The 22,681-nt window shown below is 66.7% G+C and carries 18 protein-coding genes; 15 read left to right on the forward strand and 3 right to left on the reverse strand.

Annotated elements, in window-relative coordinates; translation table 11 throughout:
* Window positions 1-262 precede the first annotated feature (262 nt).
* The 4 genes from GOPIP_RS06905 (at window position 263) to GOPIP_RS06920 (ending at window position 6,649) form a co-directional block, all read left to right on the forward strand.
* A complete protein-coding gene (locus GOPIP_RS06905) occupies window positions 263-892 on the forward strand; it encodes a hypothetical protein (RefSeq protein WP_006368868.1) in 630 nt (209 codons plus the stop codon).
* A gap of 129 nt (window positions 893-1,021) precedes the next feature.
* Window positions 1,022-3,625 carry an ABC transporter ATP-binding protein/permease gene (locus GOPIP_RS06910; protein ID WP_006368869.1) on the forward strand — a complete coding sequence of 868 codons (2,604 nt, stop codon included), beginning with the start codon at window positions 1,022-1,024 and terminating at the stop codon, window positions 3,623-3,625.
* Entirely contained in the window at window positions 3,622-5,379 is a 1,758-nt protein-coding gene (locus GOPIP_RS06915; RefSeq protein ID WP_006368870.1) for an ABC transporter ATP-binding protein, read from the forward strand. Before GOPIP_RS06910 ends, GOPIP_RS06915 begins: the two co-directional genes overlap by 4 nt.
* Window positions 5,380-5,425: 46 nt before the next feature.
* Entirely contained in the window at window positions 5,426-6,649 is a 1,224-nt protein-coding gene (locus GOPIP_RS06920) for an IS4 family transposase (protein WP_035727377.1), read from the forward strand.
* Window positions 6,650-6,851: 202 nt separating this feature from the next.
* Here the strand turns inward: GOPIP_RS06920 and GOPIP_RS06925 are convergent, their stop codons facing one another.
* Complete coding sequence (locus GOPIP_RS06925; RefSeq protein ID WP_020172901.1) at window positions 6,852-7,244, reverse strand: hypothetical protein; 393 nt, start codon at window positions 7,242-7,244, stop codon at window positions 6,852-6,854.
* Window positions 7,245-7,331: 87 nt separating this feature from the next.
* Here GOPIP_RS06925 and GOPIP_RS06930 point away from each other — a divergent pair, with 87 nt between their 5' ends.
* The 3 genes from GOPIP_RS06930 to GOPIP_RS06940 all read left to right on the forward strand — a co-directional run bounded on the left by GOPIP_RS06930 (window position 7,332) and on the right by GOPIP_RS06940 (window position 11,325).
* On the forward strand, window positions 7,332-8,804 hold the full coding sequence (locus tag GOPIP_RS06930; protein WP_006368873.1) for an alpha-amylase family protein: 1,473 nt from the start codon (window positions 7,332-7,334) through the stop codon (window positions 8,802-8,804).
* 78 nt (window positions 8,805-8,882) lie between these two features.
* Window positions 8,883-9,995 (forward strand): ferredoxin reductase, encoded by a 1,113-nt coding sequence (locus GOPIP_RS06935; RefSeq protein ID WP_006368874.1) that lies wholly within the window; start codon window positions 8,883-8,885, stop codon window positions 9,993-9,995.
* Between the two features lie 91 nt (window positions 9,996-10,086).
* The gene (locus tag GOPIP_RS06940) at window positions 10,087-11,325 is read left to right on the forward strand and encodes a fatty acid desaturase family protein (protein ID WP_026920441.1); all 1,239 of its coding nucleotides are present in this window, start codon (window positions 10,087-10,089) and stop codon (window positions 11,323-11,325) included.
* A gap of 322 nt (window positions 11,326-11,647) precedes the next feature.
* Here the strand turns inward: GOPIP_RS06940 and GOPIP_RS06945 are convergent, their stop codons facing one another.
* Both GOPIP_RS06945 and GOPIP_RS06950 read right to left on the reverse strand, forming a co-directional pair.
* A complete protein-coding gene (locus GOPIP_RS06945) occupies window positions 11,648-12,556 on the reverse strand; it encodes an AurF N-oxygenase family protein (RefSeq protein WP_006368876.1) in 909 nt (302 codons plus the stop codon).
* 86 nt (window positions 12,557-12,642) lie between these two features.
* Window positions 12,643-13,512 (reverse strand): phosphatase PAP2 family protein, encoded by an 870-nt coding sequence (locus GOPIP_RS06950; RefSeq protein ID WP_006368877.1) that lies wholly within the window; start codon window positions 13,510-13,512, stop codon window positions 12,643-12,645.
* Window positions 13,513-13,762: 250 nt separating this feature from the next.
* Here GOPIP_RS06950 and GOPIP_RS06955 point away from each other — a divergent pair, with 250 nt between their 5' ends.
* The 8 genes from GOPIP_RS06955 (at window position 13,763) to glnT (ending at window position 22,643) form a co-directional block, all read left to right on the forward strand.
* Window positions 13,763-14,146: a cupin domain-containing protein gene (locus tag GOPIP_RS06955; RefSeq protein WP_006368878.1), complete on the forward strand. Its 384-nt coding sequence runs from the start codon at window positions 13,763-13,765 to the stop codon at window positions 14,144-14,146.
* Window positions 14,147-14,180: 34 nt separating this feature from the next.
* A complete protein-coding gene (locus GOPIP_RS06960; RefSeq protein ID WP_006368879.1) occupies window positions 14,181-14,765 on the forward strand; it encodes a dimethylamine monooxygenase subunit DmmA family protein in 585 nt (194 codons plus the stop codon).
* Window positions 14,762-15,766 carry a PDR/VanB family oxidoreductase gene (locus GOPIP_RS06965; RefSeq protein WP_006368880.1) on the forward strand — a complete coding sequence of 335 codons (1,005 nt, stop codon included), beginning with the start codon at window positions 14,762-14,764 and terminating at the stop codon, window positions 15,764-15,766. The genes GOPIP_RS06960 and GOPIP_RS06965 overlap by 4 nt, the downstream gene beginning before the upstream one ends.
* Window positions 15,763-17,304 carry a heme-dependent oxidative N-demethylase family protein gene (locus tag GOPIP_RS06970; protein ID WP_006368881.1) on the forward strand — a complete coding sequence of 514 codons (1,542 nt, stop codon included), beginning with the start codon at window positions 15,763-15,765 and terminating at the stop codon, window positions 17,302-17,304. Before GOPIP_RS06965 ends, GOPIP_RS06970 begins: the two co-directional genes overlap by 4 nt.
* On the forward strand, window positions 17,301-18,365 hold the full coding sequence (locus GOPIP_RS06975) for a PDR/VanB family oxidoreductase (RefSeq protein ID WP_006368882.1): 1,065 nt from the start codon (window positions 17,301-17,303) through the stop codon (window positions 18,363-18,365). Before GOPIP_RS06970 ends, GOPIP_RS06975 begins: the two co-directional genes overlap by 4 nt.
* A 65-nt stretch (window positions 18,366-18,430) precedes the next feature.
* The gene (locus GOPIP_RS06980) at window positions 18,431-19,456 is read left to right on the forward strand and encodes a heme-dependent oxidative N-demethylase family protein (protein WP_035727404.1); all 1,026 of its coding nucleotides are present in this window, start codon (window positions 18,431-18,433) and stop codon (window positions 19,454-19,456) included.
* Window positions 19,457-19,498: 42 nt separating this feature from the next.
* Complete coding sequence (locus GOPIP_RS06985; RefSeq protein ID WP_006368884.1) at window positions 19,499-20,848, forward strand: ammonium transporter; 1,350 nt, start codon at window positions 19,499-19,501, stop codon at window positions 20,846-20,848.
* Between the two features lie 448 nt (window positions 20,849-21,296).
* Window positions 21,297-22,643, forward strand: coding sequence for a type III glutamate--ammonia ligase (gene glnT / locus GOPIP_RS06990; protein WP_006368885.1), 1,347 nt, complete (start codon window positions 21,297-21,299; stop codon window positions 22,641-22,643).
* The last annotated feature ends 38 nt before the right edge of the window (window positions 22,644-22,681 follow it).

A 22,681-nucleotide genomic window follows, 5' to 3' on the forward strand; every position in this document is an offset into this window, starting at 1 on the left:
AATGGCCTTCCTCAGGTGTGTGGGCGGTGGGCGTATTCGCAGCGCACCGAGTGTGCACCCGCCACCGGCCCTTGCCGCAAGCCCCACCTGCAGTCGTATGGTGAAAGGGGAAGCACACCGAGCCGCCGGCACGGCACGAGTAGTGCACCACCTGCGTTTCGCGCTCGCCGGCACCCGTAGTCCCTCGAGATGACCGAGTGGTGCAAATCGGACGGGGGTGTCCGAAGGTTGAGGGGACCGCCCCCGACCCGAGAGAGCACCCATGTCCTACCCCGATCCTCGCGCGCAGCGCTCCGCTTTCACCGCCCATCCACCCCATCCCGCGCATGCCCATGGGCCGCAATCATTCTCGTACGGTCCCGACGCCCCGACGGTGATCACCCCGGCCGCGCCACCCGTACCCGGCGGGTACGGTCAGCGTTCCGCGATGCCGATGCCGATGCCGATGCCGATGCCGATGGCGCAGGCGGCCGGCGCCATAGGGGTCTCACCGGCGGTCCGCATCATCGCCGCGCTGATCGCAACCACCGGGGCACTCACCGTGCTCGCCGCGTTCCTTCCGTGGGTCAGCGGATTCGTGACGGTCACCGGCGTCGGCAACTCCGAGGTCGGGGACACCGACGGCGTCATCACCGTCGTGCTCGGCGGAATCGCGCTCGCCGCCGGCACGGTCAGCGCACTTCTCGGCAGGAGGTCGGCCCTGCACCTGATCGCCGGCATCGGCGCGCTGCTTCTCGGCGCCGTCACGGTGCTGATCGCCGCCGCCGACATCTCAAGCGTCGGGGACCTCTCCGCACTCGGCATCACCGTCGGCATCGGTTTGTGGCTGACCCTTCTCGCCGGGATCGTGATGTCGCTCGCGGGAGTTGCTGCAATCGTCAAGCGAACCTGAACGACCGACCCAGAACCCTGTGCACCCCACTCCTCGTTTGTTAGCGTTGCCTAAGCTGCGCGGCATTTCGGACACTCGCCCGATACGCGCCGGTCGCGAAGAAGACGCAACGACGATGGGGGTGGGCAGATGTCCCGTGGATTCGGGGGAGCGGTCATGCGCGCGTTCGGCGCTCGTGACCACCTGGCGACGGTCACGAGCGTCGAGCAACGCGCCCCACACCTCGTTCGTGTGCGGTTCCACTCCGACACCCTGTTCTCCGAGGCGTTGACCGGACCCACGTCGTGGATTCGGGGTTGGTTCCCCGACGACGACGGTCGTGAACACCAGCGCGGCTACACCTTTGCCGAGGCCGACGCCGATGCCGGAACCTTCGCCCTCGACTTCGTGCTCCACGAGCCGTCGGGCCCGGCATCGCAATGGGCACGACAGGCACAACCGGGACAGTCCATCTCGGCGATGTACATGAGTTCGGTGCCGTTCGAGGTGCCCGACGAGAACCCGCCCGCCGGCTACCTGGTCATCGGCGACTCGGCATCCATCCCGGCGATCAACTCGATCATCGACGCCGTGCCGCACGACATCCCGATCGAGGCCTACCTCGAGCAGCACGAGCCCGCCGACCGCGAGATCCCGCTCAACAATCACCCGCGGATGCGGCTGCACTGGGTCCCACGCACCGACGCCACCGCACTCGCGTCCGCCCTGGAGTCCCGCGACTGGTCGGACTGGTACGCCTGGGCCGGCCCGGAATCGAACTCGCTCAAAGAGATCCGCAAACGACTCAAGGAGTTCGGATTCCCCAAATCCGAAACCCACGTCCAGGCCTACTGGGCGCAGGGCAAGGCGATGGGTAAAGAGCGCGACCCCGACGCGGAGTCCCCCGACGGACCCGCCGGCGAGCAGACCCCGGTGGTCGAGACGATCGAGCCGCTGGCCGTCACCGCTGCCACAGGTGCGGCCGCTCCCGCAGCCGCCCCACAGGGCCAGTGGCGGGCCAACGCGGCGGGCAAGCTGCTCGCCCCGCTGAAGCCGATCCTCACCACCGCCGGTGTCCTGCAGGCGATCGTCACCCTGCTCCAGCTCGCTCCGTACGTGCTTCTCGTCGAACTGTCCCGCCGCCTGCTGGCCGGCGCCGACTCCGGACAGCTGTGGTTCGTGGGCACACTCGCGGTCACCCTGATCGGGCTGGGCATCCTGCTGGAGTCGGCATTGCTGTTCTGGCTGCACACCGTCGACGCCCGCTTCTCCCGCCATCTGCGCAGCCGGCTGCTGCGCAAGCTCGCACGACTTCCCTTGGGCTGGTTCGACTCCCGCAGCTCCGGTGGCATCAAATCACTCGTCCAGGACAACACCCTCTCGCTGCACTATCTGGTCACACACGCGGTACTCGACGCGGTGTCGGCCGTCGTCGCGCCGATCGCGGTGCTGATCTACCTGTTCATCGTCGACTGGGGGGTGGCACTGTTCCTACTGCTACCCGTCCTCGGTTACGTGTTCACCATGTACCGCATGATCATCGCGTCCGGCTCCAAGATCCCGGTCGCGCACGCGTGGGAAGAACGGATGAACGGTGAGGCCGCATCGTATCTCGATGCGCAACCGGTGATCCGGGTGTTCGGCGGCGCGATGGATTCGCGATTCCGGGCCCGACTCGAGGAGTACATCGATTTCCTCGAAAAGTGGCAACGGCCCTTCGTCCGAACCAAGACCGTCATGGACCTCGTCACCCGGCCCACCACCTTCTTGTGGCTGATCGCGCTGGTGGGCACGGGATTCGTCATCTGGGGCTGGATCGAGCCGATCGACCTCATCCCGTTCCTGTTGTTGGGCACCACCTTCGGCGCCCGACTCCTCGGCATCGGCTACGGTCTGAGCGGGCTCAAGGCAGGTATGCTCGCCGCCCGCGACATCCAGATCACCCTCGACGAGCCCGAACTCGTCACTCGCGACGCGACCACGCCGCGAACAGCGGACGCCGGCGTCGTCTTCGATCGCGTCACCTTCGGTTACCGCCCCGCAGTGCCTGTCCTGCACGACATCTCACTGCACCTGGCGCCGGGAACCGTCACCGCACTGGTCGGCCCGTCCGGCTCGGGCAAGTCCACTCTCGCGGCGTTGTTGGCCCGCTTCCACGACCCCGACGCCGGAACCATCCGAATCAACGGTCGCGACATCGCCACCATGGACGCCGACGAGCTCTACCGCCAACTCGGATTCGTGTTGCAGGACACCCAACTCGTCACCGGGACCGTCGCGGAGAACATCGCTCTGGCGGTCCCCGACGCGAGTCGCGCGCACATCGAGCAGGCCGCTCGTGACGCCAACATCCACGAGCGGATTCTCGCGATGCCCGACGGCTATGACACCCCACTCGGACCCGACGCCGCACTGTCGGGTGGTGAACGTCAGAGGTTGACGATCGCCCGCGCCATCCTCGCCGACGCCCCGGTGCTGATCCTCGACGAGGCCACCGCCTTCGCCGACCCGGAGTCGGAGTTCCTCGTCCAGCAATCGCTGAGCCGCCTGGCCGCCGGTCGTACCGTGCTGGTCATCGCGCACCGGCTGCACACCATTGCCGACGCCGATGCCATCGTCGTCCTCGACGGCGGCCGGATCGTCGAAACGGGAACGCACCGTGAGCTTCTCGCCGCGCGTGGGACCTACGCGACACTGTGGGCCGCGACCGAACCCGTCCAGCAGGACGCACTGACCGAGGGAGCCCGTCGATGATCACCACCTTGATCTCGTTGCTGCCGGATCGGTCTCGCCCGGAGCTGCGGAAGTTCGTCGCGCTGAGTGTGCTCTCGGTGCTGGTGCGCGCGGTCGGCGTCGTGCTGCTCGTACCGCTGGTGTCGGCGCTGCTCGATGGCCGCAACGGCGACGCACTGGCCTGGCTCGCCGCACTGACGGCGGCCACCGTGGCCGGCTGGCTCACCGACTGGGTCGGCTCGCGGGTGGCCTACGACCTGGGATTCACCTTGCTGGGCAGCGGCCAACATGTGCTTGCCGAGCGACTTTCGCGCATCCGGCCGACCTGGTTCGGCGCGGAGAACACCGCCACCGCCCGGCAGGCCATCGCCGCGACCGGCCCGGATCTGGTCGGCGTCGTCGTCTATCTGGTGGTGCCGCTCCTCGGTGCGATCCTGCTGCCGGTGGTCATCGGCGTTGCGCTGCTGGCGATCTCGTGGCAACTCGCACTGGTGGCATTGGCCGGTGTCCCGCTGCTCCTCGGCGCACTATGGGGCAGTGGGGCCATCAGTCGGCGCGCCGACCACGCGGCCGACGCCGCGAACGCCGCCCTGACCGAGCGCGTCGTCGAGTTCGCCCGCACACAACCGGCGCTGCGCGTCGCGCGTCGCGCCGATCCGGAGCGCAGCCTCGCCGGCGACGCACTCGCCCGCCAGCACGGCGCAACGCTGCGGCTGCTGTTGCTGCAGGTCCCCGGTCAACTGCTGTTCGGTCTCGCAGCGCAGATCGCACTGTTCGCGCTCGCCGGCACCGCCGCATGGCTCACCGTGCGCGGTGATCTGTCAACAGCGCAGGCCGTCGCGCTGATCGTGGTGGCCGTCCGCTACCTCGAACCGTTCACCGCGCTCGGCGAACTCGCCGGCGGACTGGAGAGTGTGCGTCTGACCCTGCGGCGCATCCGCACCGTCCTCGACGCCCCGACGCTCATCGACGGACCGACGTCGTGGCCGGCTCCGACGACGGCACCGCGAATCACGTTCGAGGGCATCCGATTCGACTACGACGACCCGGAACACCCCGTCCTCGACGGCCTCGACCTCATCATCGAACCCGGCTCTACCACCGCCATCGTCGGCCCGTCCGGATCGGGGAAGTCGACGATCCTCGGACTCATCGCCGGCCTGCATCAGCCGACGGCGGGGCGCATCCTGTTCGACGGCGTCGATGCCGCCGACCTCGATCACGAGTCCCGTCGCGCGCTGACCAGCGTGGTGTTCCAGCAGCCTTATCTCATCGAGGGCAGCATCGCCGACAACGTCGCCGCCGGCGATCCATCGGCGACACCCGAGCGCCTGCGCAGCGCCACCGCGCTCGCACGGGTCGACGAGATCACCGATCGTCTGGCCGATGGCGTCGATTCGGCGGTGGGAGAGGGAGGTTCGGTTCTCTCCGGCGGTGAGCGCCAACGCGTCAGCATCGCCCGCGCCCTGGTCAAACCCGCGCCCGTGCTGCTCATCGACGAAGCAACGAGTGCCCTCGACAACAGCAACGAGCGCGCCATCGTCGATGCCCTGTCGGCGCAGGACCGCCCACGCACCCGCGTCATCGTCGCCCACCGACAGGCCGGCATCCGCCGCGCCGACCGGGTCATCGTGCTCGACCGGGGCCGCATCGTCGAGGACGGCACGCCCGACGAATTGCTCGCCGCGGGTGGACGTTTCACCCGATTCTGGGAGCATCAGAGCGCAGCGGGACGGTGGAGGCTGACCGACCCGGGAACGAGCGGTCAGGGTTAGCCCCAATACCGTTCAGTTAAGGTTACATGCGTGTAGTTTGTAGGGTATGCCTCGTGCTGGGTGGGTGAAGCCTGAGTCGGATCGCCGGTTGTCGGATTTGGTGTCGGTGGGTGTGTTGACGCGGACTTTTCCGCCGGATCTTGTTGACGAGGTGATCGCCGAGGTGGGTCGGACCGAGGTGCGTCATCGCTCGTTGCCGGCGCGGATGATGGCGTATTTCTCGATCGGGATGGCGTTGTATGCCGAGGGATCGTATGAGGACGTGTTGTCCCAGCTCACCGATGGTTTGTCGTGGGCGTCGGGGTGGCAGGAATCGTATCGTCCGCCGAGTAAGTCGGCGATTTTTCAGGCGCGGGCACGGCTGGGGTCGGCGCCGGTGGCGGCATTGTTCGAGCGGGTCGCCGTGCCGTTGGGGACCGAGACCACCCCGGGGGTGTGGTTGGCGGGGCGGCGGTTGGTCGCGGTAGATGGCACGTGCCTTGATGTCGCGGACACGGCGGCCAACGACGAGCATTTCGGGCGGGCGGGGGTGAGCAAGGGTGAGCGGGCGGCGTTCCCGTTGGCGCGGGTGGTGGCGCTCGCCGAGTGCGGCACGCATGCCATCTTTGGCGCCGCGGTGGGCACCTACGCGCAGTCCGAGGCGGTGTTGGTCGAGGAGCTGTTGCCGCGTCTGCAGTCGGGGATGCTGGTCACCGCTGATCGCGGAGTGTTCTCGTATGCGTTGTGGCGCAAGGCTATAGCCACTGGCGCGGATCTGCTGTGGCGGGTACGTACCGACAAGGGTGGACCGAAACCCCGCCACGTCAAGGACCTGCCGGACGGGTCATGGCTGGCCGAGTTGCAGCAGATCCATTCGGCCGCGGCACGGCGTGCTGAGCCGATGCTGGTGCGGGTGATCGACTACACCATCGATGACGGACGCGAGAACGCCGAACAGTATCGGCTGCTGACCACGATCCTGGATCCGGACGAGGTCAGTGCGGTCGAACTGGCCGCCGCCTATACCGAGCGGTGGGAGATCGAAATCGCGTTCGATGAACTCAAGACCCACCAGCGCGGACCGCGCACCGTGCTGCGGTCGAAATCCCCCGATCTGGTGCTGCAGGAGATCTGGGGACACCTGTGTTGTCACTACGCGATCCGATCGTTGATGGTCGAAGCCGCCAGCCACGCCGGCCGCGACCCCGACCAAGTCAGTTTCGTTGCCGCACTCAGGATTACCCGACAATCCGTCGCCCACCAGGGCGACTTTCCCCCCTCACGACCCTGACGTCTACCACCGCAGCTGGCACACCTTCCTGCGCAGGCTGACCCATCGACTCAACCCCACTCGCCGCCGCAGAGCCAACCCGCGCGTCGTTAAACGCAAATACGTGAAATGGCACGTCAAACGGGCTCATCACGCCTCCTGGCCACAACCGACACAACCGCCGACCTACACAGCGGCAGCCCTTAACTGAACGGTATTGGGGTTAGCCCCGGCGCGCCACCCAGATCCGCTCCGCCTCCCGCTTGCCGACGACACCGACCAGCGGGATGCGATCGATCTGATCGACGGTCAGCATCGCCTCCGGCCGAGCGATCCGCGTCAACTCGTCGGCCGTCGGGAGGCCCACCTCGACGGCCGCCTCGCAGAAGTCCCATCCGGTGATGCTGTCGTGGATCCACCGGCGCTGCGCCTCGGGGCGCTGATGATCCTCCGCAGCGAACCAATTGGCCACCAGCACCGCCTTGTCGGCGAGCAGGGTCCACATCTTGGTCCGGTCGATCCGCGCATGCGCCTTGGGCCGGGTGATCGCGAGCCAACACAGACTCTCGTCCGCCGGATCGAGCAACTGCCAGTACTGCCACCTCAGGTCGACCACCCCCTCAGGGTAAGGACCGCGATATCCGGGGTCGCCGAACCCGACCGCCGAGGTGGCTGACGGCGAGAAATCTGGCACAGTAACGCTGTGCAGCCCCACCCGGTCATCTACGAGATCAACACCTGGCCGTGGTTGGAGCGGATCGGTCGGCGTCTTGGCCACCCGGTCACCCTCGCCACGGTGCCCGAGGACGTATGGGACAGCATCGCCGTCGGACCCGTCGACGCCGTCTGGCTCATGGGCGTGTGGCAGCGCAGTCCGGCAGGAGTGCAGATCGCGTTGGCCGACGGTCCCCTCGTCGACACCTTCCGCGCCGCCTTGCCCGACTACACCTCCGACGACGTCGTCGGCTCGCCCTACTGCATCCGCGACTATGTCGTCGACGAGCACCTGGGCGGGTGCGACGGGCTGGCCACCGCCCGCGCCGCCCTCGCCGCCCGCGGGATCGGACTGATCCTCGACTACGTCCCCAACCATCTCGCGACGGACCACCCGTGGGTCACCACGCACCCCGAACGCTTCGTCGCCGGAACCACCGAGGACCTCGACGCACGCCCGGCCGAGTTCGTCGGGGTCGGCGGGCGGGTTCTGGCCAACGGCCGCGACCCCCACTTCCCGCCGTGGCGAGACGTTCTGCAGCTCAACGCCTTCCACCCGGAGACCGTGGACGCCGCGATCGACGAACTGCGCGGGATCGCCGAGCGCTGCGACGGGGTGCGCTGCGACATGGCGATGCTCATGACGACCGACATCTTCACCCGGACCTGGGGCGACCGGGTCGGTCCGGCACCGGCGCAGGACTACTGGACGCGGGTCATCCCCGCTGTCCGCGAGCAGCACCCCGGCTTCCTGTTCGTCGCCGAGTCCTATTGGGGCACAGAACAGTTGCTACGATCCCAGGGCTTCGACCACTGCTACGACAAGGCATTCACCGATGCCCTCGAGCACCATCCGCACGAGGTCGCCCGCCTCATCCACCACGACCCGGACCCCGCCGGCAAGGTGCGCTTCCTCGAGAATCACGACGAGCCGCGCGCGCAATCGGTATTCGGCCACCGCCATCGGACGGCGGCGCTGACGGCACTCACCCAGCCGGGCGCCCGCCTCGTTCACGACGGCCAGGCCGACGGCCGGACCACCCGGCTGCCGGTGCAGTTGCGGCGCGAGCCCGTTGAACCGGTGGACCCCGACCTCCGCGACTTCTACCGCACCCTTCTGCGCGCCCTCAATGAAAGCCCGATGCGCACAGGGGATTTCGATCCGCTGCACATTCACGGCTGGCCGGATCGGCCCACCGGGGGATTGGTTGCCTGGGCGTGGACCGATGCGTGTGACGCATCGGACGGCGGGGGCCGCCACCTGATCGTGGTCAACCTCGACGACGCCGCGGCCGCCGGTCGTGTACAGACTCCATGGCCTGCGCTGACCGGGTCCACCGCCACCCTCACCGACCTGCTCACCGGCATCGACCATCACCGGCCTGCCGACCCCGACGAGTACGTCTTCGTCATGCTGCCCGGCTGGGGTGCACATCTGCTGGACGTCCACATCCATCCGTGATGCGGACCGCACGGAGTCTGTGATGCGCACCACCAATTGGGTGTACAGTCGTGCACACACATTGCCGGAGGGAGGCCGATGAATCTTCTTCGCTGGAGCAAACGCCCAGCCGCGGGGGTCAACGCAAAGAACCCGCAGGCCAACGTCGTGCGCGGACTCGTCGCACGGGCCACCACACCGCTACTGCCCGACGACTACCTGCACCTGATCAATCCGCTGTGGTCGGCGCGCGAGTTGCGCGGACGCATCGTCGAGGTCCGTAAGGAGACCGACGTCTCGGCGACGGTCGTCATCAAGACGGGCTGGGGATTCCCCTCGGACTACAAAGCCGGCCAGTACGTCGGCATCGGTCTGCAGGTCGACGGACGCTGGCACTGGCGCTCGTACTCGCTGACGTCGTTCGGGGAGAACACCGGCGACACCATCTCCATCACCGTCAAGGCCAATCCCGACGGCTTCCTGTCGACGCACCTCGTCGACGGTGTCGCCCCGGGCACGGTGATCCGCCTTGCCGCGCCCAAGGGCGACTTCCATCTACCCGAGCCGCTGCCCGAGTCGATCCTGTTCCTCACCGCGGGCAGCGGGATCACCCCGGTCATGGGCATGTTGCGCTCGATGAGTGCACGCGGCGAGATCCCCGACACCGTCCACGTTCACTCTGCGCCCACCCGCGACGAGGTCATCTTCCTGGACGAACTCGAGTCCCTCGACGAGCAGGTGCCGACGTATTCGCTTGCGCTGCAACTGACCAGGTCCGACGGTAAGTTCTCCATCGACGAGATCGACGCGAAGGTCCCCGATTGGCGGGAACGGTCCTGCTGGGCATGCGGGCCGGTCGCCTTCCTCGACGACATCGAGTCGGCGTACTCGGCGGCGGACCTCCGCGATCAACTGCACATCGAACGTTTCGCCATCGCGCGGACCGATTTCGGTGGCGAGGGCGGTACCGTCACCTTCGCCAGATCCCAGAAGACCGCCGAACTCGATGGTGCCACCACACTTCTCGAGGCCGGTGAGAACCTGGGAATCCAGATGCCGTTCGGCTGCCGGATGGGCATCTGCCAGACCTGTGTGGTCCCACTGGCCCAGGGATATGCACGTGACCTGCGCACCGGAGAGGAACGTCGCGAGGGCGAACGTATCCAGACGTGTATCAGCGCCGTATCCGGGGAATGCACGCTCGACCTGTAGAAAAATCGGGATCGCGGTCCAGCCCGCGGCCGCATCCCCCCCACGCGGCACATCGCCGCACACCAGTCCGATCATCGGGAGGACGATGCTCATGGCGATCACCGACATCGACACCTATGCCCATCTGACCGAGGCCGACGTCGAGGCGCTCGGCGCCGAACTCGACGCCATCCGGCGCGACATCGAAGAATCGCGCGGAGCGGCCGACGCACGATACATCAAGCGCACCATCACCTTTCAGCGCGCACTGGCCGCCGGTGGGCGGGTCGTGTTGCTGTTCAGCAACCGCAAACCCGCATGGCTACTCGGCGCCGGACTGCTCGGCGCGGCCAAGATCATCGAGAACATGGAGCTCGGCCACAACGTGATGCACGGCCAATGGGATTGGATGAACGATCCCGAGGTCCATTCGTCGTCATGGGAGTGGGACACCACGTGCCCGAGCGTGCAGTGGAAACACTCACACAACTTCGTGCACCACAAATACACCAACATCGTCGGAATGGACGACGACGTGGGCTACGGAATCCTGCGCGTCACCCGTGACCAGCCGTGGGAGTGGTGGAACGTCGGTAACCCGATCTACAACCTGACACTCGGCACGTTCTTCGAATACGGTGTGGCGCTGCACCATCTCGAGACCGAGAAGCTCCGCAAGAAGGAGAAGACCTACCGTCAGGCGGCCAAGGATCTGCAGATCATCGGCCGCAAGGTCGGCAAGCAGGCCGCCAAGGACTACCTGATCTTCCCGGCGCTCTCTGGTCCCAACTGGCGCACCACGATCACCGCGAACCTGACCGCCAACTTCATCCGGAACTATTGGTCGTACATGGTGATCTTCTGCGGTCACTTCCCCGACGGCGCGGAGAAGTTCACCGTCGCCGAGTACGAGGAAGAAGATCAGCCGCGCTGGTATCTGCGACAGATGCTGGGATCGGCCAACTTCCGGGCCGGACCGATCATGCGTTTCATGAGCGGCAATCTCAGTCACCAGATCGAGCACCACCTGTTCCCGGACCTGCCCAGCAACAGGTACGAGGAGATCGGCGTCCGCGTCCGCGAACTCTGCGACAAGTACGACCTGCCCTACACCACCGGCAGCCTCCTGAATCAGTACGCGCAGTCGTTCCGCACGATCCTCAAGCTGGCCCTGCCGAACGCGCTCTTGAAGGCGACCTCCGACGATGCGCCGGAGACCGCGTCGGAACTGCGGTTCGCCATTCGTGGCGGTATGTCGAACCACTTCGGCGTCGATCCCGACACCGGCAAGCGCCGAGGTCTGCGCACGGCATTACGCGAACTGAAGAAGGCGCCCGTCCAGCCCGCGTAGCCGTCGTTTCCGCGGAATACGAATACAGCTTCCACGTGAGCGAGCCGGCACCCGTGATTTCACGGCGTGTCGCCCCGGATCGGTGGAAGTTGTATTCGTATCTCCCGCTGTTCCGGATCCGCACCGATCGGTGGTCGGGTTCGCTCCCGCTGAGTGCCTTCTTCAACCGTTGGTCGCGCCCGCCCCCGCGGGTGTACTTTGATCGTTGGTCTGGTTTGCCCCGCTGGGTCTTCTTCGACCGATGGTCGAGGTGCGACGAGCCCCCTGGGGCGAGGAGCCTCGAGACCCCCTGAGCCACAAACGATCCCAACCCCATCACCACTCAGAGCATATGCACCTTGCGGTACACGCGGGCGGCGGCGGGGGTGAGCAGCCCCACGTCGTCGAGGAACTCCATGAGGTGCGCGCACCCGGTGCGCACCATCGACTGGAAGTGATGGTTGCGCCGCATCTCGCCGATGGCCCGGTGGTGGTCGAGGCCGGCGTCGATGTAGGCCTGCGGGCGCACGAGGCTGGTGAAGATGTACGAGGCGGCGGTGGCGAGGTAGAAGGCGCTCCACTGTCGCTTGATGAAGCCGATGTCGCGCACCGACTTCCGCACCTCCTCGCGGGCGAACTTCATGTGCCGCGATTCCTCGAGGACGTGGATCTCGTTGACCGTCCGGATGAACGGCAGCACCCGCTCATCACGCATGCACCCGCGCTGGAACACGTCGAGGATCTCCTCGGCGACGAGGATGCCCGCGTACGCCACCTCGTCCTTGACCGTGGCCATGAAGAATTTGCCGAAGCGTCCGAGCCGCGGATGCGGTTTATAAGACGTGCCGACCATCTTCTCGCTGGCCTTGGCGAACATTATCGAGTGGCGGCACTCGTCGGCGATCTCGGTGAGCGCGAACTGGAATTCTGGTCGGTGATAGTCGGCGAGGTACTGATCACGGATGACCACGCCCTGCAGCATCATCTCGAACCAGATCCCGATGCACATGATCGACGCGAACTCGTGCCGAGTGAGCTTGATCCGCTGCTCCTCGGTCATCTCCTCCCAGTACGGAGTTCCGTAGAGCGTTGACCATTCGGGACTGCAACCGTACTTCGTCGGATCCATCGGGGCGTCCCAATCGATCTCGGTCATGGCGTTGCGGGACAGGCGCGCCGCGGATTCGAGGAGACGGGCCGAGACCTCGTCGGGACCCGAATCGACGGTGGATGTGAGGGGAGCCACGGTCATGAGTCCATGACAGCATCAACCGTGACATTAGTCAATGGCATCTTTGGGGTGAAGGGTCTGCCCGGACGGAGACAATCGAGCCGCGGTCAGCCCAGCCGTGAGCGATACGCGCACGGACGATATCCACCCAGCGCGATACCCATGACCGTCGCGATACCGACCGCCGTCGCGATCTGTCGCGGGTCGCCGTAAGACGTGCCGACGATCAGCGGTGTGGCGATGACGGTGATGAGAAATGCCAGGCTGCGCATCAAGAACGAACCCCGGGGGGTCGGTGAGTCCGCCCACGGATCGGGCAGCAGCGCGCCGAGACCGATGACGATGAGCACAGAGATCACCACATCGCTGGGCCGATGCCAGCCGTCGGCGACCAGACCGAACTCGATGACCGACGCCCACGTCGCACCGACGGCGACGACGAACGGCCGCAGCCACTTCGGTGACGCCGCGATCAACACCACCACGCACGAGGTGACCGCGGCGGCATGACCCGACGGCGCCGAGTTGGAGGTCTCGGCGATCCAGGAATGCAACCGCGGCCGGACCAGCACACCATCGCGCAGGTAACGGGTGAGCACCACGATGATCACCGGAAAAACCAGCAGCGCGGCGGTTTTGACGAGCGCGATGCCCACTGGTGTACGTCCGGTCACCGCCGGGATCACCGACCCGCCGACGGCAAGCATCGCCGCGATCACCCAGATTCGCGGATCGGTGACCGCCTGCACGGTGAGGATGTGCGGCACATGGGCGACAGCCGAAGCGCGCCGCGCCGCATCGAGGACGTACTGGTCGACGAGCTGGCCCCATGATGTGCGGACCGCAATGCCGTAGACCGCCGCCGCAAGCAGCAGCGCGAGGATCGTGGTGACCACCGCCGCGCCGAGGCCCGTCGGCCGACGAACCTCGCGGCGCGGCGTCACGTCGCCGGGCGGCGTCGTTGCCAGGACACTCATGTGCCCGAGGCTAGGCGACAAATCTGGGAAAAGGCTGGGTCGGGGAATCGGGCGAGTCGCGACACCCCGAGCGTTCTCCGACGCCGGCGCAGTGCCTCAAGACGTCACGAATTTCCCACCGCTGGACATGTTGCCTGTCATTCAACACAGTCGTCACACTCTCGAAACAGTCCCAGAGTCTAATCACAGGCAACAAGTTTCCTACGGTGATCCAGGTCCCTGGAGAACCGACCGACCAGAAGGAGTAGATATGACCGTCGAAACCAACAGCGCACTCGAGTTCCGGGTCACCAGCGGAGCGTGGGAGAACCTGCCGAAGATGCCCGAGTCCGAGTATCCCGGAACCGAAGGCTTCATCGGTGACGTCTATGAAAACCCTGACGGCAGCGAGATGTGCTCGGGCTACTTCGAGCTCCGTCACACCGACGCGCCGCTGTACTACGAATATGCCTATGACGAGATGAAGGTCGTCCTCGAGGGCGAGTTCCTGCTGGAGAACAAGGAGACCGGACAGAAGACGGTGGCCAAGGCCAAGGACGCGATCTTCTTCCCGAAGGGCTCCAAGATCTACTTCAGCACCCCGAGCTACGCGCTCGCGTTCTACGCCGGGCATCGCGACTCCACCCTGCTCTGAACCGCCCGACCCTCCGGAACGGACCAGTTCTGCCATGACCACCTCTGAGATCTCGGCGGAGACCGCCGCCCAGATCCCGTTCAGCAGCATCCCGGCGTGGGCACGCCCCGCCGGGCTCGGCGAGGTCACCCCGCCGAGCGCCGACCGCACGCCCGACGGCGCGTCGTACCTCGTCATCGGAATCGGTGAGGCCGCGCACGCGTGGGCCACCGAGCGGGTCGCCACCCTGCCGTCGGGCAGGCCGAGCACACTCATCTGCGTCGAGACGCCCGCCGAGGCCACCGACGCGCTGCGGGATGCGCTGGCCTCGGCGACGGTCGGCGTGCGCGTGTACGTGGCCGGACCGGTCGGTGCCTGTCTGACGGTGCGAGCGGCGGCGGTCACCGCCGGGCTCGAGGACGACGAACTCGTGGTCGAACCCGTCGGTGCCGGCCCGATCGACGTGTTCTGTTCGCATTGTCGGACGGTCACCTCGGCGCTTGCCGATATCGACGACATCGTCGACTGCACCGGTTGCGGCCGTGGACTTCTCGTGTACTACCACGTCTCCCGCAGGCGCGGCGCGTTCCTCGGGTTCATGGCCGACGCCGAGACCCCGAATCGAGAGGACACCGCATGACCCTCACGACCAGTCGGCCCGCCCGTTCTGTCCCCGAGGACGGCACGATGACGTTGCGCGTCACCTCGATCGTGAAGAGCGGCCGCGACATCCGCACCTTCACCTTCGCCGACGGTGCACGAGGATCCGGCTGCGCCGACGGCGTGCCGCTACCCGGCTTCGTCCCGGGCAGCCACCTGGTGGTGCAGGCCGGCCCGTACACCAACGCCTACAGTCTTGTGTCCGACGGCACCGCGCCCACCGAGTATTCGATCTCGGTTCTGCGCGTCGCCGACGGCGCGGGCGGCTCACGCTGGATGCACAGCCGACTACAGGTGGGCGATGAGATCCGGGTGTGGTTGCCGCGCAGCGCCTTTCCGCCGATCGCTCGCGCCACCAAACACCTGCTGATCGCCGGTGGTATCGGTGTCACGCCGATCCTCTCGCACCTGCGGGCGGCCCGCCGCTGGCACCGTGACACCCAAGTGCTCTACACCTTCCGGCCGGAGAACGCCGCGCACGTCGACGAGGTCACCACCCTCACCGACGGCCGGGCCGAGCTCTACACCGTCCGTGCCGATTTCGTGACCAGGCTGGCCGAGGTCCTGACCACGCAACCGCTGGGAACCCACCTGTACGTCTGCGGACCCGGCGGGCTCATCGACCACGTCGTCGACTCCGCGAAGGCCGCAGGCTGGCCGGAGTCACGAATCCACTTCGAGCGCTTCGGGATCGACGCCCTCGATGCCGGCGATCCCTTCCAGGTGCACCTGACCGGTAGTGAGATCACACTCGACGTCCCGTCGGGCACCAGCATGCTCGAGGCCATCGAAGCGGCCGGCGTGGCCGTACCCAACCGGTGCCGTCAGGGTGTGTGCGGTGAATGCCGCATCCCCGTCACCGCAGGCACCCCGATCCACCGAGACCTCTACCTCAGTGCCGAGGAGAAGAACGCGGGAGACGCAGTGATGCCCTGCGTTTCCCGCGCCGCCGACGGATGCACCCTGGAGATACCACTGTGACCATCGATCTGCCACCTGCCCCGGCCCCCGACGCCGCCGGTGACCTCGTCACCGGCTTCCCGTTCCCCTTCCCCGAGGATCGCTACCGCTACAGCACCAACGTCGAGCCTGCGGGCACACCCAGCGTGACCGCGGCCGGCCAGTGGGGTGCCGCCGTGGTCGACATCGACGCCGAGTACCATCACGAACTCGACGCTCGCGCAGCGGTTCTCGCGTCCGATCCAACCCGCCACGCCGTCCTGCCGCACATGGTGCCCGCCGCCTGGGACGCGATGCTCACACTGATGCGCGAGCTCGCCCTCGCCTACCCCGACCACATGCACCTGACCGCCACCGGCCCCGACACCTGGCAGTGGCGTAACGACCTGCTCGGTGTCGAGGCCGACTTCCGCTACGGCGACCAGGCCACGCTGGGTGAGGAACCGTTGCGCTACATCACCTCTCAGGTCCAGGAGGATGTGGCCCTGCTTGATCAGCGTGACGAGCAACTCTTCGTCGACGCCGGAGTCATCACCTTCGCCGCCGACTGGAGCTTCGGATTCGACGTCGGCATGAGCTTCCTGGAGATCCACGGGCCGGTCCCGCGCGTGAAGAAGATGGGCGTCATCACCCGCGCCCACGAATTCCTCAAACGCCTTCAGCCACATCAGCCCTACCGCCGCACCAACTGGACGCTGACCATCGGCCGCCGACTCGACGTCTCCACCGAGATCTACCCCGAATGGGGTCCCGACCGCGAGACGATCGCGCATGTCGACGACACCGAATTCGGCGCCCTGGTGCATCTTCGCGTCGAGGTCCAGCACCTGATCCGGCTGCCCGACTCGGGTGCGCTGATGTTCCTCATCCGCACATACATGCTTCCGTTGGAACAACTCGCCGGCGTCGAGCCCTGGCGTCGGCGCGCCGCCGACGTGCTCGCCGAACTGCCCGCGGACATGGCCGACTACAAGGGCATCATCAAGTACAAAGACCGTGCCGCCCAATGGTTGCGGGATGCCGCGCCGACGCCACCGAGTCCCGAGCCGCACCCCGGGCTGCCGCGGTGGCCGGCCACGCCACCCGAGGTGAACGTCGAGGCCGCCGCCTTCCTCATCGTATCGATCGGCGGCGATCCGTCGGCCGCACAGACCGCGCGCACCTGGGTCGCCAAGGCGAGCGAATCCGGGGCCACCCGACTGGTGGTCCTCGATACACTCACCGACGCGGACGATGTCGCGACGCTGCGGCGCGCACTCGACGAGTCCGTCACCGGAACCAGGGTGATGATCACCGGTGGTCAGTTCGATGTGATGACCGCACTCGCCGTCGCACGAGCGGCCGGGGCAATCGCCGACGAACTGTCCGCCCATGTCACCTCTACCGACGATCTGCCGGTCTACTGCGCCCACTGCCACACCACCAGCCGCATTCTCGCCCGCCCAGGCGAGACCGTGGACTGCCCGGGATGCTCGATGAGAATCGAGATCCACGAGCATCATTCGGCCACGCGTGGAAGTTTCCTCGCCTCCGCCGCCGACGCCGGGGAGCTGTCATGACCGGAGCTGTGGTGACCCGAGCTGCTTCGAGCGGGGTCGACGACGCCGACGTATCCGCGGCGGGCACACATCTGCACCCGGGTTATCACACCGGACCCCGATTGATGCGCGTCGTCGAGAAACGCGCACTCACCGAGTCGGTCACCCACTTCCGATTCGTTCCGGCCGACGATGACGGTCCGTCGCTGGTGCCGTATCAGCCGGGCAGCCACCTCATCGTCACGATCGGTGCGCCCGGAAGCACTGTGCGCAACGCCTATTCCCTCGTCGACGACGGGCTGTGGCCGACCAGTTACGGTATCTCGGTCCTGCGACGCGGTGAAGGCGGCGGATCGGATTGGTTGCACGACACAGTCACCGAGGGGTCGACGGTCGAGATCGAGGGTCCCCGTTCGATGTTCGCGCCCATCCTCGACCAGCGGCACGCGCTGTTGATCGCCGGCGGCATCGGGATCACCCCCATCCTCTCCCACCTCCGGGCGCTGGCGCGCGATTCTCGGGTGACCGCCGAGGTCATCTACTCCTATCGGCCCGGGCATGGCGCGCACCTCGATGACCTGCGTGCGATGGCGTCCCACGACGGCATCACCGTCCTGGAGGCCTGCGGGATGGAGGAAACCATTTCCGCCATCCGATCGCGAATGGCGGTGCAACCGTTCGGTACCCATGCGTATGCGTGCGGGCCTGCTGCGCTCCTCGACACCTACACCCAATTGGCCGCCGACGCCGGGTGGCCGGCGGCGCGCGTCCATCTCGAGCGCTTCGCCGCACCCGAACAAGACCCGGGGGACCCGTTCTCGGTTCGGCTCGCCTCCACCGGCGAGCGCCTCGACGTCCCCTCCGGGGTCTCACTGCTCGAGCGCCTTCTCGATCACGGCGTCGCGGTGCCCAACCTGTGCCGGCAAGGAGTGTGCGGCGAATGCCGCATCCCGGTGCGGGCAGGTGCCGTGCTGCACCGTGATTTCGTCCTCGACGACGAGGACAAGACCGCGAACACCGCGATGATGTGCTGTGTATCGCGTGCCCTGCCCGACAGCCCTGAGATCGAGGTGGACCTGTGACCCTCACCCCGCCCCTGACCGCATCGACATCCACTCCGCCGAGCCCTGATTCGCCGACCCCTGATCTGTCGAGTCTCGACTCACTGACTCCCGCTGCCCGCGAGTATCTTTCGCAGCCCGTTGACCATTGTGCCAACATCCCGTGGCCGTTTCCCGACGACGCTTCCGAGTTCTCCTACACCGTCAACGTCGAGCCCGCCCGCGTCCCGCGGCGTACGCGCGGTGGGGAATGGGGACGCCACCTCGTCGACCTCGGTGGTGCCGAATATCTCGACTACATGCGCGAACGACGTCGCATCCTCGACGAGGATCCGTCGCGTGTGCGGATCATGCCCGGAATGGACGTCGCCTGCTGGGATCTGTTGCTGTACTACCTCCGCGATCTGGCACTGGCCTACCCCACCGTGATGCATCTCACCGAAGGCGCCGACCGGCGGTTCCACTGGCGCAACGAGTTACTCGGCACCGACGCCGAATTCGTTCTCGGTGACCTCGAGAGCCTCCCGTGCCATCCGCTGGAGTTCCTCGCGCGCGAGGTCCCCGACGACCTGCTCCTCGTCGTCGAACGCGACGGCCGGCTCTACTTCGACGCCGGGATCGTCACCTTCGCAGCCGCCTGGTCGGTGGCCTTCGACGTCGGCATGGACATGTATGAAATCCACGCTCCGGTACCGGGTTTGATCCGCGACGGGATCGTCGCGCGCGCCGAACAGTTCCTCCGTCGGCTACCCGCCGACGCGGTCTATCGGCGGGTCAACTGGACGCTGTCCGCATCGGATTCGCACAAGCTCGACGTCAGCCTCGAACAACTGCCCGAGTGGGGTCGCGACATACCCACGATGATCGCCGACGGCGACTACGGTCGCGCGCGGCTTCGGATCGAACTCGAGCATTTCGTCCGGTTGCCGACCTCCGGTGCGGTGACGTTCAATATCCGCACGTTCATGGCCTCGCTCGACGAGGTCCGGCGCATCCCGGCGTGGGCCGAGCAGTTGGCCACCGTCATCGAAACCCTCGACGAACGCATCGCCGCGTACAAGGGCTTCCTCGACTACCGCGACAACGTCGTCGCCTACCTCCGCGGGCACTGACCGCCCCATCACCCTCCATATCCCTCTCTACCAAGGACTGTCATGGAAGTAGTTGCCGCACACGTGGATCTGTCATGGATGCTGGCCGCATTCGCCTTTCTGGTACTCATGATCCCCGGCCTGGGTCTCTACTACGGGGGCATGCTCGGCGGACGCAACGTCCTGAACATGATGTCAATGGTGTTCGCCACCCTCGGAATCACCTGTGTCATCTATGTTCTCTACGGTTATGGCCTGGTGTCCGGGCCGTCGATCCACGGTTGGGGGATCATCGGCAATCCCGTGCACTACCTCGGGCTCGGTGAGCACCTCACCGACGATCAGTCCGGCGGTATCCAGGTGCTCTACATCGCGGCGTGGTTCATCCTGTTCGCCGCCATCACCGTGGCGATCGTGGCCAGTGGTGCGGCGGGTCGGATGAAGTTCAGCGCGTGGCTGGTGTTCGTTCCGATCTGGCTGACCCTGGTGTACTTCCCGGTCGCGCACTGGGTGTTCGCCGCCGACTCCGACGAGGGCGCAGGAGGCTTCCTGCTCAACAAGATCCACATCCACGACTTCGCCGGTGGTACGGCGGTGCACATGAACTCCGGTGTGGCCGCGCTCGCCCTGGCATTGGTCCTCGGTGCCCGGCGTCGCCGTGCCGAGCGGCCGCACAACGTGCCCATCGTGCTCCTCGGTGGCGGCATCCTCTGGTTCGGCTGGTTCGGATTCAACGGAAGTTGTGCCGGCGGAGCCAATTTCGTCACGCAGTTCGTCGTCCTCAACACCTTGCTCGCCGGCGGTGCCGGCATGCTCGGCTTCTGGGCGATCGAGAAGTGGCGGGAAGGTCATGTCACCGCTCTGGGTTCGATCACCGGCGCGATCGCCGGGCTCGTCGGCATCACCCCGTCGGCCAACACCGTGACGCCGATCGGCGCACTGATGGTCGGCATCCTCGCCGCGGGTGTCGTCGCGTTCTTCCTGAGCTTCAAGCCCAACTTCAAGGTCGATGACAGTCTCGACGCGTTCATCGTCCACGGTATCGGCGGCATCGTCGGCACCCTGTGCATCGTGCTGTTCGCCGCGGGCAGTGCCCCGGCCGGTGTCACCGGTCTCCTGTTCGGTGGACCGATCGACATCCTGTGGCGCGAACTCGCCGGCGTCGTCATCACCTGCACCTTCTCCTTCGTGATGACCTGGCTGATCGCCAAGGCCCTCGACAAGACGATCGGCCTGCGCGTCGACGCCGAGACCGAGACCCAGGGACTCGACTCCTCGATCCACGCCGAGACCGCCTACGAGATCCCCGCGGCCGGCGTCGGTCACGGTGGCCTCTCGGGTATGTCGCCGGCACTGGCCACCCAGAGCGTGGAGAACGGGCTCTCCGAGACCGCTCAGCCCGTCGGCACCTGATCGCTGTGCACGACACCGGGGGCGCATCACACCGTGGTGCGCCCCCGGTGCCATTTTGATCGATGGTCGAGGTGCTCGGCGCCCCAGGCGCCGAGCCTCGAGACCCCTTGCACCGGTGCTGGTTTCGGGTTCCAGCGTCATCTGCGGGGGTCTCGAGGCTCCTCGCCCCAGGGGGCTCGTCACACCTCGACCACCGGGGGAGTGGCGGAGGAGTAGGTGGTGCGGGCATCGGTGGTCACACCTCGACCACCGGGTGGGAGTGGCGGAGGAGTAGGTGGTGCGGGCATCGGTGGTCACACCTCGACCACCGACGACCACCCCACCCAACCCGATACCTGCACCTCACAGCCCCGAAACGCAATCGCAACACAACGGGGGTCTACTACAGGTAGACAAAAGTTCATCGGAGTGGACATACTAGAGCCAACACAACCACCGGAGCCCTGCCATGACTGACACCACCAACGATCTCGCCGAACTCTGCGCGAAGTCGGGGACCAAGTTCATCCTCGCCATGTTCGTCGACTTGCGCGGCAAGCCCTGCGCCAAGCTCGTTCCCGTCGAGGCCGTCGACGAACTCGCCACCGACGGTGTGGGTTTCGCCGGCTACGCGGTCGGTGCAATCGGGCAGGAGCCGCGCGACCCCGACCTCATGGCCATCCCCGACACCTCGTCGTTCCTGCCGATCCCCTTCATCAAGGAAGGGCTGGCAATCGTGCACTGCGACCCGCACGTCGAGGGCAAGCCGTGGCCGTTCGCCCCACGCAACATCCTGCGGGCCCTCATCGCCCAGGCCGAGGACGCCGGCTTCGAGCCGTGGGTGGGCGCAGAGGTCGAGTACTTCCTGCTCAAGCGCGCCGCCGACGGTTCGCTCGTGACCGCCGACGACGCCGACGACTCCGATCAGCCCTGCTACGACGTCCGCGGTCTGACCCGGATGTACGAGCACCTCACCGCGGTGTCCACCGCGATGAATCAACTGGGCTGGAGCAACTACGCCAACGACCACGAGGACGGCAACGGCCAGTTCGAGCAGAACTTCGCCTACTCCGACGCGCTCACCACCGCCGACCGCGTCATCACCCTGCGCTATCTGCTCTCCACGATCGCCGCCGAACGCGGCATGGTGGCCACCTTCATGCCCAAGCCGTTCGCCGAGCGCACCGGAAGTGGCCTGCACCTGCACCTTTCGTTGACTTCCAACGGCCGGCCGGTCTTCCCCGCAGAGTTCGGCGACGACCGCGGGCTCGGCATCTCGCCCACCGCCTACGGATTCGTCGCAGGCGTCCTCGAGCACGCCTGCGCGCTGCAGTCGGTGATGGCTCCGACGGTCAACTCCTACAAGCGGACCGGCGCCACCGCCACCCGCTCGGGTGCCTCCTGGGCGCCTCGGGTGCCCACCTACGGCGGCAACGACCGCACCCACTACATCCGCATCCCCGACGACCAGCGCGTCGAGCTGCGCGGCGGCGACGGATCGGCCAACCCGTACCTCGCGATCGCCGCCGCGCTGGGCGCCGGCCTCGACGGCATCAAGCGCAGCCTCGATCCGGGCGCCCTGGGCACCTGCCCCGAGCACGTCGGCACCCTGCCGCTGACACTGCTGCACGCGGTCGACGCGCTCGAGGCAGACCCGGTCGTGGCCGGCACCCTCGACGCCGCGATGACCGAGGAGTGGCCCGCCGACAAGCAATCGGTCTCGGACTACTTCAGCAAGCTCAAGCGCGAAGAATTCTTCGCCTGGCACTCGGCCGTCTCCCCGTGGGAGGTCGATCAGTATCTCACCGCTTTCTGACCACACACCCGGTTCACATCCCTGATCCGTCCACCCCA

Source organism: Gordonia polyisoprenivorans NBRC 16320 = JCM 10675 (assembly GCF_000241325.1).
GTDB lineage: Bacteria > Actinomycetota > Actinomycetes > Mycobacteriales > Mycobacteriaceae > Gordonia > Gordonia polyisoprenivorans.